General features: G+C 70.6%; 11 protein-coding genes. 6 read left to right on the top strand and 5 right to left on the bottom strand.

Annotated elements, in window-relative coordinates; all coding sequences use genetic code 11:
* Positions 1 to 52: 52 nt before the first annotated feature.
* Positions 53 to 1,660: a thioredoxin-like domain-containing protein gene (locus KEG38_RS07005; RefSeq protein ID WP_272418288.1), complete on the top strand. Its 1,608-nt coding sequence runs from the start codon at positions 53 to 55 to the stop codon at positions 1,658 to 1,660.
* A 15-nt stretch (positions 1,661 to 1,675) separates the two neighbouring features.
* Here KEG38_RS07005 and KEG38_RS07000 read toward each other — a convergent pair whose 3' ends face one another.
* The 3 genes from KEG38_RS07000 to grpE form a co-directional block, all read right to left on the bottom strand.
* A complete protein-coding gene (locus tag KEG38_RS07000) occupies positions 1,676 to 5,593 on the bottom strand; it encodes a serine/threonine-protein kinase (protein WP_272418287.1) in 3,918 nt (1,305 codons plus the stop codon).
* Between the two features lie 87 nt (positions 5,594 to 5,680).
* Positions 5,681 to 7,528 (bottom strand): molecular chaperone DnaK, encoded by a 1,848-nt coding sequence (gene dnaK, locus KEG38_RS06995; protein ID WP_272418286.1) that lies wholly within the window; start codon positions 7,526 to 7,528, stop codon positions 5,681 to 5,683.
* Positions 7,529 to 7,613: 85 nt separating this feature from the next.
* Positions 7,614 to 8,219, bottom strand: coding sequence for a nucleotide exchange factor GrpE (grpE, locus tag KEG38_RS06990; protein ID WP_272418285.1), 606 nt, complete (start codon positions 8,217 to 8,219; stop codon positions 7,614 to 7,616).
* Positions 8,220 to 8,348: 129 nt separating this feature from the next.
* Between grpE and KEG38_RS06985 the strand changes: the two genes are divergently transcribed.
* Genes KEG38_RS06985 through KEG38_RS06970 form a run of 4 tightly spaced genes read left to right on the top strand, consistent with a single transcriptional unit; the run spans position 8,349 to position 13,434 of the window.
* Positions 8,349 to 9,602: an aspartate aminotransferase family protein gene (locus KEG38_RS06985; protein WP_272418284.1), complete on the top strand. Its 1,254-nt coding sequence runs from the start codon at positions 8,349 to 8,351 to the stop codon at positions 9,600 to 9,602.
* On the top strand, positions 9,599 to 10,561 hold the full coding sequence (argF, locus tag KEG38_RS06980) for an ornithine carbamoyltransferase (RefSeq protein WP_272418283.1): 963 nt from the start codon (positions 9,599 to 9,601) through the stop codon (positions 10,559 to 10,561). The genes KEG38_RS06985 and argF overlap by 4 nt, the downstream gene beginning before the upstream one ends.
* 9 nt (positions 10,562 to 10,570) lie before the next feature.
* On the top strand, positions 10,571 to 12,913 hold the full coding sequence (locus tag KEG38_RS06975) for an HAD-IC family P-type ATPase (protein WP_272418282.1): 2,343 nt from the start codon (positions 10,571 to 10,573) through the stop codon (positions 12,911 to 12,913).
* Between the two features lie 59 nt (positions 12,914 to 12,972).
* Positions 12,973 to 13,434 carry a transcriptional repressor gene (locus KEG38_RS06970; RefSeq protein WP_308215602.1) on the top strand — a complete coding sequence of 154 codons (462 nt, stop codon included), beginning with the start codon at positions 12,973 to 12,975 and terminating at the stop codon, positions 13,432 to 13,434.
* Between the two features lie 40 nt (positions 13,435 to 13,474).
* Here KEG38_RS06970 and KEG38_RS06965 read toward each other — a convergent pair whose 3' ends face one another.
* Positions 13,475 to 14,539 (bottom strand): hypothetical protein, encoded by a 1,065-nt coding sequence (locus KEG38_RS06965; protein ID WP_272418281.1) that lies wholly within the window; start codon positions 14,537 to 14,539, stop codon positions 13,475 to 13,477.
* 309 nt (positions 14,540 to 14,848) lie between these two features.
* On the opposite strand from KEG38_RS06965, the gene hrcA reads away from it, so the two are divergent.
* Positions 14,849 to 15,898 (top strand): heat-inducible transcriptional repressor HrcA, encoded by a 1,050-nt coding sequence (gene hrcA, locus KEG38_RS06960; protein ID WP_272418280.1) that lies wholly within the window; start codon positions 14,849 to 14,851, stop codon positions 15,896 to 15,898.
* Here the strand turns inward: hrcA and KEG38_RS06955 are convergent.
* The gene (locus KEG38_RS06955) at positions 15,890 to 16,933 is read right to left on the bottom strand and encodes an RluA family pseudouridine synthase (protein ID WP_272418279.1); all 1,044 of its coding nucleotides are present in this window, start codon (positions 16,931 to 16,933) and stop codon (positions 15,890 to 15,892) included. The genes hrcA and KEG38_RS06955 overlap by 9 nt on opposite strands.
* Between the last annotated feature and the right edge of the window lie 34 nt (positions 16,934 to 16,967).

Raw genomic sequence — 16,967 nt, 5'->3', positions numbered from 1 at the left:
CGCCCGGCAAGGCGCGGCAGCCCCGAAGGCCCCCCGCGCGTAGACTGGGGCCATGCGCTGGATCCCGCCCCTCGCGCTGCTCGTCGCCACGAGCGCGTGCACGTCCCCCACCCCCGCCACGAAGCCCGCGCCGAAGGTCGAGCTGCCCGTCGTCGACGCGACGCCGAAGGAGGCGAGCGCGCCCAAGGAGAGCTTGCTCTTGCCGCCAGGCGATCGGCCTTCGATCCCCGAGTGGAACGGCGCGACGGCGTGGCTCAACGTGGATCGGCCGCTGCGACGCGACGCGCTGCGTGGGCACGTCGTGGTGGTCGATTTCTGGACGAGCTGCTGCATCAACTGCCTGCAAACGCTGCCCACGCTGGCCGCGATCGAGCGGCGTTTCGCAAAGGATCCGGTGCTCGTCGTGGGCGTGCACTCGCCCAAGTTCGACGAGGAGAAAAACGCCGCGCGCCTGCGCGACACGCTGCGTGATCTGGAGATCGTCCACCCCGTCGCGGTCGACGCGAACATGACGATCTGGGACGCGTGGGGCGTGCGCGCGTGGCCCACGGTCGCGGTGATCGACGCGGAAGGCAGGCTCGCGTGGATCGAATCGGGCGAGCCCGATCCAGGCGAGCTCAGCGGCGCGGTCGAAGAAGCACTCGCCGAAGGGCGGGCCGCGAACGTGCTCGCGAAGGCGCCGATCGAAGGACTGCGCCCCGATCGCGGGCCTGCGGGCATTTTGCGATACCCGGGCAAGGTGCTCGCGCTGCAGAACGGCGGCCTCGCCATCGCCGACACGGGTCATCACCGCATCGTGCTGACGAACGCCGCCGGCGCGGTGGAGGCCGTGTTCGGCGCGGGCGAGGCGGGCGCGAAGGACGGTGCGGCGGAGAGCGCGACGTTTCAGCGGCCGCAGGGGCTCACGGAGGTCGGCTCGGATCTCTACGTCGCCGATACGGGCAACCACCTGATCCGCAAAATCGACCGCCGCACGCGCGAGGTCACGACCGTCGCCGGCACGGGCGTGATCGGCACGGAGCCGCTCGTATCGCAGGAGCATACCGCGCGAACGGCCCCGCTGCGTTCACCGTGGGATCTGTTGCACTACAAAGGATCGATCTACGTCGCGCTCGCCGGCTCGCATCAGATCGCGGTCTTCGATCCGAAGATGGGCACGGTGCGCCTTTACGCGGGCAGCGGACGGGAGGCGCGCGAGGACGGGCCGGCCCAGGCCGCCGCGTTCGCCCAGCCGAGCGCGCTCGCCACGGACGAGAAGAGCTTGTTCGTGCTCGACAGCGAGACGTCGAGCGTGCGCGCGATCGACTTCGCGACGGCCAACGTGCGCACCGTGATCGGCGTCGACCTCTTCGTGTTCGGTGACGTCGACGGCGAGGCTTCCAAGGCGCGGCTGCAGCACCCGATCGGCATGACGTACGGGCAAGGCGCGCTCTGGGTCGCCGACTCGTACAACGGCAAGGTCAAGCGCGTGGACCCGGCGAAGGGCACGACACGCACGGTGCTCTCGGGCCTCGCCGAGCCGGCGGGGATCACGGTCTCCGGCAAGGACCTCGTCATCGCCGACACGAACAAGAGTCGCATCGTGCGGCGCGCGATCACCGGCAGCGGCGAGGCCGTGCCCGTCGCCATCACGGGTCTCGCGCCTCCGAAGGCGCCGTGAGCGTGAACGATCGAGCTAGCCGAGCCGCGCCAGTGCCTCGCGCGCGTCGTCGGCGATGAAGCCGTTGCCGTAGGCGTCGGCCATGCGGAGCACGAGCTCGAGCTCTCGCTGCGCATCGTCACGCGCGCCCCCCTCGGCGAGCAGCGAAGCGAGGAGCGAGCGTCCTTCGAGCGCATCGGCGTGGTAGCCGCGCGCTTCCGCGTACTTCACGAGCTCGCGGATCCGCGTCTCGGCCCCGGGCTTGCCGCTCCGTCCGTCGAGGTAGGCGAGGTGGACGCGGTTCAAGGAAGCGATGCGCTCGTAGCCTGCCTCCTCGGCGATCTGGAGGGACTCCGTGAGCGTGGCGTAGGCGCGTGGGAAGTCGCCGAGGCGCCGCGTCGTGTCGCCGAGGTTGTGCAAGGACGCCGCCATCTCGGCGCGTAGCCCCGCGGCACGAGCGAGCTCGACAGCGCGCGCTGAAGCCTCGGCCGCGGCGCGGAAATCACGCATGAACGCGTACACGAGCACGCGCTCCTTCTCGCGCTCGCTCGCGAGCGTGAGGTCACCGATCGGGCTCTTGGCCTCGGCGCGATCGATCGCGAGCAACGCCGCCGCCGCAACGCCGGTCGCGGCGCGCACGTGGGCGATGGCGAGCAGCGTGCGCGGATCCTCGGCCGGCCCCATGGCTTCGAGCCGGTCGGCGGCGCGCGCCGCGCGGGCAAAGTCACCGCTCCGCGCGCCGAGATCGATCTCCGCGACAAGGGCGCGACGCTGGAGCTCGTCGTTCTCCGCGGCGAGCTTGAACGCGACGTCGATCTCCGCGTACGCCCGATCGAAGCGGTTCACGGCGCCGAGCGCGCGCGCGACGTCGACCCGCGCCGCGACACGTTGTTCGAGCGTGCCCGCAGTATCGATGCGACGAAGCGCCCTCGCGGAAAGATCTTCCAGCGAGGGCGCCGCCCGCACGGGCAGGACCGCAACGCAGAGCTCACGCAGCCATGCCGCGATCTCGGTCGCGGGGCGCCGATCGAGGTCGGCGAGATCGATCGCGCGGAGCAGGAGGCGGATGCCGGGCTCGAGCTGGTAAAGGCGCACGCGACGTGAGGCCGCGCGTGCATAAAACGTGGCGGCGCGGTCGCGATCGCCCGCGTGGTAGAGGTGGTTCCCGACGCGCTCGCCGTGCGCCTCCGCGACCTCGTGGCCGAAGACGGCGCGGTACGCCTCGGCCGCCTTGCCGTGCAGATCACGCCGCGCCTCGTGCGGGATCGTGTCGAGGACGATCTCGCCGTGCATCGGCGACGGGAAGCTCACCTCCGCGGCGCCGGCCGCACGCAAAAAGCCGCGCGCGACGAGCTCGCCGATCCCTCGATCGACGACGGAAAAGCTCTCGCCGAGCAGCGCCGCGAGCACCTGCGTGTGCACTGGATCGCCGAGGATCGCCGCGGCGTTCAGCGCTCCACGCTCACGCTGCGGCAGGCGGCTCACGCGCGCCTCCATGAGCGCGCGCAGCGCGCGTGGCACGGCCCGCGCGCCGTCGAGCCGCAAGCGAACGCGGCCGTCCTCGACCTCCACGGCGCGCGCGTCGACGAGCTCCTTCAAGAGCTCCTCGATGAAGAGCGGATGCCCCGCGGCGCGCTCGCGACAGAACGCGCTGAGCTCGCGGGGCGCCGCGCGCACGCCGATCCGCTCCGCCACGAGCCGCTCGCTCTCCTCGGCGCCGAGCGGACCGAGCGCGACCACGTGATGACGAGCGAGCGGCAAGAGCACGCTTGGCGGCGCCGTGCGCGTCGCCAGCATGAACACCGCACGGATGTTCGACGCTGCGCCCTCGTTGCGGCTCGCCACGCTCGCGATCGCCTCCGCCGTCGCCGCGTCCATCGCCTGCGCGTCGTCCCACGCGAAGCAGTGGATCCGATCCTCGCAGAGCTTGTGCACCATGCGCGTGAACGCCGCGCGCAGCGCCGTCCCCATCCCGCCCACGGGGCGCGACGGACGATCCCCGAGCCGCGCGCCGAGCTGACGCAGCACCGCCGACGACTCCTCCTCTTGCAGACCGAGCGCGCGGAGCCGCGGCAAGGTCGCGAGGATTGCCTGCTCGCCGTCGCCCTCCTGCACGCCGCAGAGCACCTGCAGCATCGCCTGCAGCCCGCTCCACGGAAGCTCCGCTCCGCTCGGCGGGCAACTCGCCGCGTAAAACCCCACGGACCAGTTGCCACGCCCGAGCCGCCGCTCGATCTCGGCGCAGAGCCGCGACTTGCCGATGCCCTTCTCGCCGAGGACCGTGATCACCTGCGCGCGCTTGCGGGTCGCGGCCGCGAGGATCTCGCCGATGCGGCGCAGCTCTTCCTGACGACCGACGAACTTGCCGCTCGCCCCGATCGGCGGCCGCGCCGAGCTGATCACGCGTCCGCCTTCCGGCACCGAGCCTGCTCCGCCCGGCAGCTCGTCGAAGGCGAACGCCGCGCGCACTATCCGCGCCGCCGGGTGCGAGACCGCGACCTGCTCCGAGACCGCGCGCGCGAGCCCCTGCGCCTGCGTGACCAGCGTCCCGAGCCGCGCTTCGACGATCGGCACGCCGCGCGCATCCACGAGCACGCGGCCCACGTGCACACCCGCCGACGCGCCGCGACCCTTTTGAGCACGAAGGATCACGAGCGCCGCGCGGACGGCCGCCTCCGTGTCGCGCCCGTCCGCGTCTTCGAGACCAAACAGCGCCACGATCTGCGCGGACTCCTGCTCCAGGATCACCCCGCCGTACCGCGTGATCACCTCGCGCGCGCCCTCCACTTCGAACGGCAGCGCTGGGATGCGGCACGTCGCCGCGACGACGAGCACCGTCCCCTCGCGCCGCTCGCCCACGGGCTCCACGAAATTCGCCGTCGCGACGTTCTCCGCCACGACCTTCACCGACGCCGACGTCGTCGGCACCTCGACCGGCGTGCGCTCTTGCTCCGTGCCTTGCGGGTCCCCGAGCACCGAGCCCGCCTCGATCTCGGGCGCCTTCCTCGCCTCGTCCTGGAACGGCGCGACGAGCTCCGCGAGATCGTTTGAGCCAAAACGATCCCCGGTCGCATAGAAGTACCCGAGGAGCAGCTCGTGCAGCCGACCAGCATCGTGCACGCGATCCTCGGGCCGACGCGTGAGCAGGCGTCGCACGATCGCGGCGAGCTCCCGCGGCACTTCGGGCCGGGCGATCTCGAGCGGCGGCGCTTCGGCCGCGCGCACACGCCGCAGCGTCTCGGCGTCCCCCGCGCCGGCAAACGGGTTCGTCCCCGCGACGAGCTCGTAGAGCACCGTGCCGAGGGAGAACAGATCACTGCGCCCGTCGAGCGGCTGCGCGAGCGACTGCTCGGGGCTCATGTACGAGAGTTTTCCGCGGACGCGCAGCACCGATCCGCCCGTCGGCTCGTCCTCGCGCATCAGGCCCTTGGCCTTCGCGATGCCGAAGTCCGTGACCTTCACCTCGCCTTCCCACGAGACGAGGATGTTCTGCGGCGAGACGTCGCGGTGCACGATGCCGAGCGGTTTTCCTTGCTCGTCGCGCCTCCGGTGCGCGTGGTCGAGCGCCTTCGCCACCTCCGCCGCGACGAACACCGCGAGCCCGAACGGCAGCCGCGTCTTCGTCCGTCGACATCGCGCGAGCAGCGTCGCGAGATCGAGCCCCGCGACGTACTCCATCGCGATGTAGTAACCCGGCGGCTCGTCTTCCTGCTCGACGCGGCCGAGGTCGAAGACCTGCACGATGTTCGCGTGCGAGAGCCGCACCGAGAGCTTCGCCTCGTGCACGAACATCTCGATGAGCTCGGGCTCGCGCGCGAGCTCCGGCAGGATGCGCTTCAGCGCCAGCGTCTTTTCGAAGCCCAAGGCGCCGAAGCTCTTCGCCTTCCAGACTTCGGCCATCCCCCCGGCGCCGAGCCGTTCGAGGAGCACATAACGCCCGAACTGTCTCTCCAAGTTCGTCCCCCGAGCATGCCCGCGGCGGAACCGAATCCTACCACCTCGCTCGTACCGGGGGACCCCAAACCAAGCCGAAATCCGCGCTCACGCACTGCCGGCGCTGCCGCCGTAGATCGCCTCCGAGAGGAGATAGGCCGCGGCCTCGAGCCTGCCGTACGCACCTTTCAGGTCGCTGCTCGACGCGTCCTCGTCGAGCAGCTTGCGCAGGATCACGCAGCCCTCGCGCGCGCGGGAGAGCGTCGCCGCGTCGACGAGCTCGGCGTACGCCTCGATGGCTTGCTCGGTCGTGTAGAGCAGGGTCTCGGACTGGTTCTTGAGCTCGGCCCGATCACGCCGCTTCGTATCTTCCTCGCGGAATTTTTCGGCCTCGCCGACGAGCCGCTCGACCTCCGACGACGCGAGCCCGCTCGTCGGCGTGACGCGCACCTTCTGCGCGCGACGTGTGCCGAGATCCGTGGCCTCGACGTGCACGATCCCATCCTCGTCGATGTGAAAGACGACCTGGATCTTCGGCACGCCGCGCGGCGCGGGCGGGATGCCCGTGAGGTCGAAGCGCGCGAGGCTCTGGTTGTCGCCGGCCATCTCGCGCTCGCCTTGCAGCACGTGGATCGGCACGTACGTCTGCCGGTCGAGGCTCGTCGTGAAGATCTCGCCGCGCGAGGTGGGGATCGTCGTGTTGCGCGGGATGAGCTTGGTCATGATGCCGCCGCCCGTCTCCACGCCAAGCGAAAGCGGCGTGACGTCGAGCAGGAGGATCTCGTCGGCCTGCCCCGAGAGCGCGGCCGCCTGGAGCGCCGCGCCGACGGCCACGACCTCGTCGGGGTTCACGCCCTTGCACGGATCCTTGCCGAAGAGCTCCTTCACGGCCGCCTGCACCGCCGGCATCCGCGTCATGCCGCCGACGAGCACCACGGTCTGGATCGCGCTCGGCGAGAGCTGCGCATCTCGGAGCACGTCACGCGAGACCTCGATCGTGCGCTCCACGAGGTCCTGCGTGAGCATCTCGAGCTCGTTGCGCGGCATCGATCGTTCGAGATGGAGCGGCGCGCCGTCCGGTCCGACCGCGATGAAGGGCAGGTTGATCTGCGTCTCGAGCGACGAGCTGAGCTCGTGCTTGGCCTTCTCCGCGGCCTCCTTCAAGCGCTGCATCGCCATCCGGTCCGTGCGCAGATCCACGCCGAACTCGAGCTGGAACTCGCCGACGAGCATGTCCATCAGCCGCCCGTCGAAGTCCTCACCGCCGAGGTGCGTGTCGCCGCCCGTCGCCTTCACGTTGAAGACGCCGCCGCTGATCTCGAGGATCGAGATGTCGAACGTGCCGCCGCCGAGGTCGTAGACCGCGATCGTCTCGGCGCCCGCGGCCATCTTGTCGAGCCCGTACGCGAGCGCCGCCGCCGTGGGCTCGTTGATGATGCGTCGCACCTCGAGGCCCGCGATCCTGCCCGCGTCCTTCGTCGCTTGCCGTTGCGCGTCATCGAAGTACGCGGGGACCGTGACCACCGCCTCGGTGACCGGCTCGCCGAGGAAGCGCTCGGCGGTCTCCTTCATCTGCGCGAGGATCATCGCGCTGACCTCGGGCGGCGAGTACGCCTTGCCGCGGAGGTCGACCCACGCATCGCCGTTCGGCGCCCGCACGATCGGGTACGGCACGAGCGAGGCGGCGCGCTCGACATCGGGCGTGTCGCTCTTGCGCCCCATCAGCCGTTTGACCGCGTAAACCGTGCTCTGCGGATTCGTCACGGCCTGCCTGCGGGCGACTTGCCCGACGAGCCGCTCGCCGCTCGCGACGATGGCGACGACCGAGGGCGTCGTCCGCGCGCCCTCGGCGTTGGGGATCACCTTGACGTCGTGCACCGACGAAGCCGACGCCACGTCGACGACGGCCACGCACGAGTTGGTGGTCCCGAGGTCGATGCCGACGATCCTTCCCATGGCGGGGGCGAGGATATCAAAGACGCGGCGAACGATGGTCCTCGGTGGACCACGAGCCCGGGTTTTGCGTGCCGTCCGCGGGAGATCAGCTCGCCGTGGCCGCGCCGCCGCCGGGCGGGCCCTTCGAGACGACGACCATCGCCGGACGGACGAGGTAGTCCCCCATGCGATATCCGGGCTGCACCTCGTGCAGGACCACACCGGCCGGATGCTCGGGCGATTCGAGGTGCTGGATGGCCTCGTGTTGCGCGGGATCGAAGGGCTGACCGGTTGCGACGACGCGCTGGATCCCCATCCTCTCCAGCGTATCGAGGAACTGCTTGAGCACCATCCGCAGGCCCTCGGCCACGGCCTTCGCGTCGGCGGAGCCCTCGGCGTGGAGGAGCGCGCGCTCGAAATTGTCGAAGACGGGAAGGAGCTCCTTCACCGTGGTCTCTCGGCCGCGCCGCTGGGCGTCGTCGACCTCGCGCCGCGAGCGCTTGCGGAAATTGTCGAAATCGGCCGCCGTGCGGAGGAGCTGATCACGCGTCCGGGCGGCCTCGGCCAAGGCGTCTGCGAGGCGCTGCTCTGCCGTGGGCGTCGGAGGAGCCGAGGGCTCCGCCGCGGCCGACGGCTGCTCGCCGTTCGTCGCTTCGCCGTTTTGACCGTTCGGATCCTGGGCAGACTTCGTCGTGGACTCGGCTTCGGACATGGGTGCGGGCCACTATAACCTCCCAAGATCGACTGGCAACGGGGCCACCCCACCTGACAGGCCGAGCTGCCTCGCGCGGGCCGCGCGTGGCATTTGCCCCGGCGGGGCGGTCGGCGTAGATCGCCTCGCATGACCCTCGCCCCCGCATACGGAGCCGAGAGCCCCATCGCCGAGCTGCTCGAACCCGAAGACCTCCTTCCCCTCGCCGAGCGCAGGCTCGTGGGCAACTACCGCCAGGCCCCGTTCGTCCTCGATCGAGGCAAGGGTTCCGAGGTCTGGGACACCGAGGGACGTCGTTACCTCGACTTCTGCGCCGGCGTCGCGGTCTGCTCGCTCGGCCACGCGCACCCGCGTCTCGTCGCCGCCATCGCCGAACAGGCCGCGCGGCTGATGCACGTGTCGAACTACTTCTACAACGCCGAGAACGCGCGCCTCGCCGACGAGCTTTGCAAGCGCAGCGGCATGGACCGCGCCTTCTTCTGCAACTCGGGCGCCGAGGCGAACGAGGCGATGCTCAAGCTCGCGCGTCGGTACTTCTTCTCGAAAGGCGAGCCCGATCGCTACCGCATCATCGCCTTCGACAACGCGTTTCACGGACGCACGATGGGCGCCGTCGCGCTCACCGGTACGCCGAAGTACCGCGAAGGGTTCGGCCCGCCACTCGCCGGCGTCACGCACGTTCCGTACGGCGATCTCGACGCGGTGAAGGCCGCCATGGGCCCGGATGTCGCGGCGATCTTCGTCGAGCCCGTGCAAGGCGAGGGTGGCGTGATCCCGCCGCCGCAAGGCTTCCTCCCCGGCCTGCGCAGTCTTTGCGACGAGCACGGCGCGCTCCTCTGCCTCGACGAGGTGCAGACGGGAATCGGCCGCACGGGCGCTTTCCTCGGCACGCAACACGATGGCGTCGAGGGCGACGCGATCGCGCTCGCGAAGGGCCTCGGCGGCGGATTTCCGATCGGCGCGCTCCTCATCAAGGAGCGCCTCAACGGCGCGCTCACGCCAGGCACGCACGGCTCGACGTTCGGCGGGAACGCCCTCGCGTCGCGGGCCGCGCGCACCGTGCTCACCGTCCTCGACGAGGAGAAGCTCGTCGAAGGCGCCGTCACCAAGGGAAAGCGCCTCGCCGAGGGCCTCGCGGCGCTCACGAAGGAGCACCCCACGCTCTGCACGGGACAACGCGGCCGCGGCCTCTTGCAAGGCCTCACGCTCGCGCAAGGCGTCGACACGCGCGCCGTCCTCGGCCGCGCCCGCGCAGAGGGCCTGCTCCTGACGGTCGCCGGCGCGAGCACGCTCCGCTATACGCCCCCGCTCGTCGTGCACGAGTCCGAGATCGACGAAGCTATCGCCATCACGGGCCGTGTGCTCTCGGAGATGAAGCCGTGAAGCGTGATCTGATTCGACTCTCGGACCTCGGGGACGGCGGCATCACCGCCATGCTGGATCGCTCGGCCTTTTTCGCCCGCGTGCGAGGCAAGGCCGAACATCCGCGGCCGCTCGCCGGCCACGCCGTCGCCCTCCTCTTCGACAAGCCCTCGACCCGCACGCGTCTCTCGCTCGAGGTCGCGACCTACGAGCTCGGCGGCCACCCGATCATCGTCACGCCCGACTCCACGCAGATGAGCCGCGGCGAGCCCACCGAGGACACCGCGCGCGTGCTCGGCCGCATGGTCTCCGCCGTCACGTACCGCACGAGCACCACGGCGCGCTTCGAGGCCATGGCCCGCGCATGTCGCGCCCCCGTGCTGAACGCGCTCACCGACGACGCGCACCCGATGCAGGTCCTCGCCGATCTGCACACGACACGCGAGGCGCGCGGCCGGCTCGAGGGCCTGCGCATCTGCTGGGTCGGCGACGCGAGCAACGTCGCCCGCTCGTGGATCGAGGCCGCGGGCCTGCTCAAGCTCGACATCACGCTCGCGACGCCGCCCGCCTTCGCCCCGCCCTTGCCCGAGGTCGAGGAGGCGCGCGCCCGCGGCGGTCGCATCACGGTCACGAGCGACGCGCGCGAGGCCGCGAAGGACGCCGACGTCCTGCTCACGGACGTGTGGGTCAGCATGGGTCAGGAAGACGAGCGCGAGTACCGCATCGGCGCGCTCTCGCCCTACCGCATCACGCAGGAGCTCGTCTCGCTCGCGTCACCCGAGGTCGTGGTGCTGCACTGCCTGCCTGCGCATCGCGGTGAGGAGATCGACGCCGACGTGCTCGAAGGCCCGCGGAGCTTCGTGTGGGACGCCGTCGAGTCGCGGCTGCACACGAGCAAGGCGCTGCTCGAATGGGCCGCGCTCGGGCCGGGCTTCGGCCCGCCGCCGTACGCTGTCGGCCGCGGCGGCGCGGCAGGCTGAGGCTCGACGTTGCGAGCACTCGGACCCGTCGCCGATCCCGTGCCGTGCTCGGGGTGCGGCAAGCTGCTCGATCCGCTGCGCGCCGGCCACGTCGCGATCTTCGACAGCAAGTTCCACTTCTTCTGCGATCGACACGCCTGCCGCGCCCGTTTCCTCGGCGAGCCCCCCGGTGAAGCCGAGAACACGCGCGCGGCGCGGGTCCCGCTCTCCTTCTTCGCGCCCCGGCGGTCCGAGCCCGAGCTCGCGCGCGGCAACATCGACGCGCCCATCGTCCCTTTTCACGCGCCCGCTTCGAGCGACGCCGCGCTCCCCGAGCCGCCCGCGCCCTTCGACGACAGGACCCTCGTCGAACCCATCGCGCACGCCATCCACACCGAGGAGCCTTCCCGCATCGACGTGCCCGAGGCGCGCGACATCGGCGCGCTCCTGCTCGTCATCGCCACGATCGCCGGCACGCTCGCGGTCGCGCTCGGCCTCGCGGGTGACGCGGCCCTCGTCATCGGCGCGCGCATCGTGCTCGCGTCCGTCGGCGCCGGCATGCTGGTCGGCCGCGCCGCCACGACCCCGCGCGAGCCCTCCGATCCGCATCCCGCGCCGATCCTCGCGCCCTCGATCCTCTCGCTCTTCCTCGCCGCCTTCGCCGCGCTCCGCGCCCATCCTTCGCTCGGCGCCGAGGCCGCTTCGCTCGCCGGCATCATCGTCACGGCGACGGCCGTCGGCGCGTGGCTGCTCGAAGGCGCGCGGCACGCGTCTCTCGCCGAGCGCGCCTTCGTCGCGCAATCGCTCGCCGTGCCGGGCAGGCGCGCGCCTGACGACGGCGCGACCGGCGAGATCGCCAAGAACAAAGTCTTCGACCTCTGCCCTGGCGAGCAGATCCTCGTCGAGCCCGGCGAGGTCGTCCCCGTCGATCTCGTCGTCGGTTCGGGCGAGGTCTTCGTCCTGCCCTGGCTCGGCGCGACCACGCCCGTGCGCAGGCGCGCGGGTGAGCCTGTCGTCGCGGGCGCGAAGGTCGTGCGCGGCAGGCTGCGCGGCACCTGCACCTTCGCCGGCAACGACCGCGCGTTCGCGCGTGTCCTGCTCGATCCACGCCGCCGCGCCGACGCCCTCGCTCCGATCGCGCGCGCCTCGCGGGCCCTCGCCGAGCGCTGGGCGCTCGCGGCGCTCGTGACCGGCGCGCTCTCCGCGTTCATCGCCGGCGGCCGCACCTACGTGGAGATCGCGATGACCGCCGTCGCATCGCACGCCGCGCTCGCGACCACGCTCATCGCGGGCGTCGCCGGCGTGCACGTCGCGCGTGGCATCCTGCACGCGCAGCGCCGCGGCATCGCGTACAAGAGCGAGGGCGCGTGGGACCGCGCGGCGCGCGTCAACGTCGCCGTCTTCTGCGCGCGCGGCACGCTCCTCCTCGGCGAGCCCGAGCTCGCGGAGCTCGAAGCTCCGGGCGGCAAACTCGAGCCGCTCGACGTCCTCTCCCTCGCGGCCGGCGCCGAGCGCGGCGAAGAGCACCCGATCGCCACCGCGATCGTGCGCGCTGCCGTCACCCGCTCCGTTCGCCCCGACGGCGTGCGCAACGCGCATCATGTCCCGGGCCTCGGCGTCACGGCCGTCACGAGCTCGGGCGAGGACCTCTGCGTCGGCAGCCGCGCGCTCCTTCTCGCGAACCGCATCTCCATCGCTGCGGCCGAGCAACGCATCGCCGAGCTCGAGGCCCTCGGACGCACTGTCGTCCTCGTCGCGGTCGGCGCGCGCCTCGTCGGCATCCTCGGCTTGCAGGATGGCCTCCGCCCGGGCGCGCGTGCTGCGGTGCAACATCTACTCGACGCGCAGATCGAGCCCGTGATCATGTCGGGCGACGCGCGCGAGACGTGCGAGGCCATCGGCCACTCGCTCGACGTCGACCACATTCGCCCTGAGGTCTTGCCGACCGAACGCGCGGCTGAGGTCCGCCGGCTCATCGACGCGGGCATGTCCGTCGCGGTTCTTGGTCATCCGGGCGTCGACGAAGGCGCGCTCGGCGCGGCGGACGTCGCGGTCGCGCTTGGCGCGGCGGGCTCGTCGCCGGGGGATCTTTCCGTCTCGCTCGCCTCGGACGACGTGCGGGACGCCGCGCTCGCGCTTGCCATCGCGCACCGCGCGCGCCTCGAAGCGCGCGTGGGCCTGGCAATTGCCGTTCTGCCTGCGCTCGTCGGGGCGATCGCGGTGGCGTTCGGCGTTCTTCCGCCGGCGTATGCGCCGCTCGCCTCGCTGCTCGGGGGAGCGATGGCGGTTTTGCACGTGCGAGCGCTCGATCGCGTGCGAGAGTCCGGAACGACGCGAGGACACACGTGGGAAAACGGCCCAAGCGCCCCTTGACGCACGCAAACGTGAACGGGATAAATGACGCCATGGTCGCGAGCCTGAGGGAGGAAGCCGTGACCCTGGACAGGGCCGCCGTGGATCGCTTGCGGGCTCGACTCCAGGCGTACATGGCCAAAAAGGGACTGCGCTCGACCGCGCAGCGGCGGCTCATCGTCGACACCTTCTTCGAAGGCGCGTCGCACATGACGATCGAAGATCTCCTCACCGAGGTCCGCGCCCGCGACAAGGGCATCGGCTACGCGACCGTCTACCGCACGCTCAAGCTTCTCGCCGAGTGCGGCGTCGCCTCCGAGCGTCGCTTCGGTGACGGCCTCAGCCGTTACGAGCTCGCCGACGACGCGAAGGCGCACCACGATCATCTGATCTGCATCAGCTGCAGCACGATCGTCGAGTTCGAGGAGCCGCGCATCGAGGCGCTGCAGGACGAGGTCGCGCGTCGTTACGGCTTCCAGGTCAGCTCGCACAAGCACGAGATGTACGGGACCTGCGCCGACTGTCAGAAGAAGGTGTCGTGAGGGGCGCGCCCCTCTCCTGCGAGGGAGAGGGGCCGAGGTTTTACTCGCCGACCTGCGCGACGTAGCTGACGCGCGCGACCGGATCGTAGAGCGGGTTCAACACCTGCACCGGCGGAGCCACGAGGCCCGCGTACTGCGTGTTGTCGAGCACCACGTAGTAGAGCCCCGGCGCGAGGCCGAACTTGCGCGTCTGCGCCGGCCCCGGCGCGAGCGGCGCGCCGCCGAGCACCGGCCCCGGCGCGGGCCCGAGCGGCTGACCCGTCTGGTAGCCCTCGCGCCACGGATCGCCGACCATCTTGCTCACGATCATCACGTCGACCGTCGGCCCTTGCACGCTCATCGTCAGGTAGAGCGACTGCCCCGAGGCGACCTCGAAGGGGCCGAGGTAGTCGCGCGCGTTGCCGTGGATGTCGACGCTCTCGTTCGCGAACGTGAAGCGCTCGTCGTCCTGCACCTTGAACGGCTTGATGGGCTTGTTCGGCGGCGTGAGGGTCCCGAGCGTGAACTCGTTGCCGCGGTCCTCGTTCGCGACGACCGTGAAGCCGCGCGTCAACTCGCCCGTCATCACCTGGTTGCCGAAGAAGTTCGTCAGCGTGCCGAACGGCGGGATGTTCGAGGCCACGTTGAACGCGGCGTTCTCGATGTACCCGACGCGGAAGTCCGGCCCCGAGATGATGCGGTTGAGCCGCCCCCACACGTAGATGTCTTCGTCGGCGATCGCGAAGTCCGGCCGGAGCTCGATCGTCGTCGACGCCGAGAACCCGACGCGCTTGGCCGGGTTCATGTAGCCGTAGCCCGTCCCCGAGAAGCTCACCGCCACCGTCTGACGCGCGTCATCGACGGTGTAGCTGCACGTCATCGGGAAGAAGCGACCCATCGCCGGCGAGGCCGAGTCGGTCTTCAAAGGAACACCGAGCTTGAGCATCTCCGGGCAGATCCGACTCGCCCCGAAGTTCGAGAAGAGCCACCACCGAAGCTGCGGGTTCGCGTTCACCACGGTGCCGGCGCAAGGGCAGCCGGCCACGGCGAAGGAGAGCGCGAGCACGAGCAGGACCAAGAACGCGCCCGCCGGTCGGGCGGACGACTTGCGACGGGAACGAAGCACGCGGGTTACCATAGCGACAGAGCGGGCGAGCGTGTCCGGGAACCTGCACCAGGAAGCCGGGATCCAGGGCGCGCTCCGTTGAAGGTGGAAGCAGGCCAGAGCGGGAAAGGTGCTCCTTGGACGACCGGGAAGGCGATCTTCCTAAAAAAAGGGCACGAATCCGGCACTTCGGAGGCTCTTGGAGGAATCTGGCCGGGATTCGTCGGTCGGATTTGACCTCTCCGTCGAGCAGGCCTACAAAAAGCGAAGCAAGCTAGCACAGGGGAGGGAGACGACGACCCCGGGTAACTCGTAGGGACGGATGCGATCATGAGTGACCTGACGAACCGCTCTCGCAAGATCCTGCTCGCCGTCGTCACGGAGTTCATCTCGACAGGCGCGGCGGTGGGAAGTCGCACGCTCGCGCGTAAGTACGGGCTCGATCTCTCGGCAGCCTCTGTCCGTAACGTGCTCGCCGATCTCGAAGAGGCGGGATACCTGAAGCAGCCCCACACGTCCGCGGGGCGCGTCCCGACGGACCGCGCGCTGCGCCTCTTCATCGACACGCTCGTCCAGGCGCGCGCCTACAGCCCCGAAGAACAGGCCAAGCTCGGCCAACGTTTCGCCGAGATCTACGCGGTCGCGACAGACCCGATGCGCGAGGCCGGGCGTTACCTGTCGGAGCTCTCCGGTACGGCCGCGGTCATCGCCTCTCCGCGCACCGAGCTCCGCGCGCTCTCGCAGCTCCGCTTCATCCCCACACGCCCCGGCCAGCTCCTCGCCGTGCTCGTCTTCTCCGACGGCACCGTCGAGAACCGCTTCATCCAGATCGAAGAGGTCCCCGCCGAACCGGAGCTCACGCGCATCCACAACCTGCTCGCCGACGTCATCGAAGGTCGATCGCTCGGCGAAGCACGCGACCTCTTCGCGCGTCGTCTCGCGGACGAACGCATCGCGCTCGACGCCCTGCGTCGTCGTGCCTTCGAGCTCGGTCGTCGCGCCACCGCGGACGTGAACCGTCGCGGCGGGGACGTCGTCATCGAGGGCCAGGGCAAGCTGATCGATCTGCCCGAGTACGCCGATGCCTCGCGCTTGAAGAAGCTCCTCCGCACGCTCACCGAGCGCGAGGATCTGCTCACGCTGCTCGACAAGGTCATCGCCGCGGGCGCGGTCACGGTGTTCGTCGGCAGCGAGGCCGGTGAGCTCGGCGAGGGTGATCTCAGCCTCGTCGTCGCGCCGTACACGGAGCATGGACGCGTCGCGGGCACCGTCGGCGTGCTCGGTCCGACGCGCATGGACTACGCGAAGGTCATGCCCCTCGTCGACGCGACGGCCACCGCGATGAGCGAAGCGCTCGGCGGACGACGCGGTTCATCCTGACGCGCGCAGTCGTTCGAGGACGCTCTCGAAATCCTGGGGCGGCGGTTCTTCGAAAAAAACCTCGTCGCCCGTCTGCGGGTGGATGAAGCCGAGCTCCGCCGCGTGCAGCATGAGCCGCGGCGCGTCGATGCGCGGGCCCGCGTAGTTACGCACGTACACGTTCTCCCCGACGATCGGATGTCCCGCTTCGGAGAGGTGGATGCGGATCTGATGCGTGCGTCCCGTCTCGAGACGGCATGCGACGAGCGTCGCGCCGCGCAACCGTTCGAGCGGCTCGACGTGCGTCACGGCGAGCTGACCTTCACCACGACGCTCACCCTCTTCGAGCGATCCGCGCAGCCCGTCACCGCGGTCCGCGACGAGCCTCGATCGGAACGTCCGCTTGCCGATGTCGCCGTGCACGATCGCCAGGTAGACACGACGCACCGAGTGCTCGCGGAACTGCTGCGTGAGGTGCTTCTTCGCCGCGAGCGTCCGCGTGAAGACGAGCAGCCCGCTCGTCGCCTTGTCCAGCCTGTGCACGATGCCGAGCGGCGCGCGCCCGCGGATCCGATCGCGACGCGCGAGCAGATCACGCACGAGCGCGTCGAGCGTCTTTTCACGCTCCTCGGGCGACTCGTCCCCGAACGGGATCGTCGAGATCCCCGCGGGCTTTCGCACCACGACGACAGCCGGATCCATGTGCACCACGAGCTCTTCGCCGAGCTCCGCGAGCCGCGCGACCTTGCGCGACGGCGCGCGCGGGTGCCGCGTGATCTCCGCGCCCGCCCGCGTCTTGCGCATCGGATCGAGGATCTGCGTACCGTCGACCGCGATCTTTCCGGTCTCGATGAGCCTTCGTGCGTCGGACCAGGACACCGCGGCGAGCGTCCGGACGACGCCGTCGAGCGGTCGACCCCCGAGGTCGGGCGGGACGACCCAGGTCGCGTCGGGCGAACCGAGCGAGCTCGCGGGCTGGCCGGCGGGCGGCGGTGTGCGAGGAGAACCACGCGGGGCGGCGCGGGGGCGGTTGCGAGGCGGGGGGCGCGAGGACATGCGGGAAATCGGCGGGATGGCGGACCAACCGTGC

This window comes from Polyangium jinanense, assembly GCF_028435265.1.
GTDB classification, from domain to species: domain Bacteria; phylum Myxococcota_A; class Polyangia; order Polyangiales; family Polyangiaceae; genus Polyangium; species Polyangium jinanense.
The sequence above is the reverse complement of the archived record's forward strand: the minus strand, read 5'-3'. Positions and strand labels throughout refer to the sequence as shown.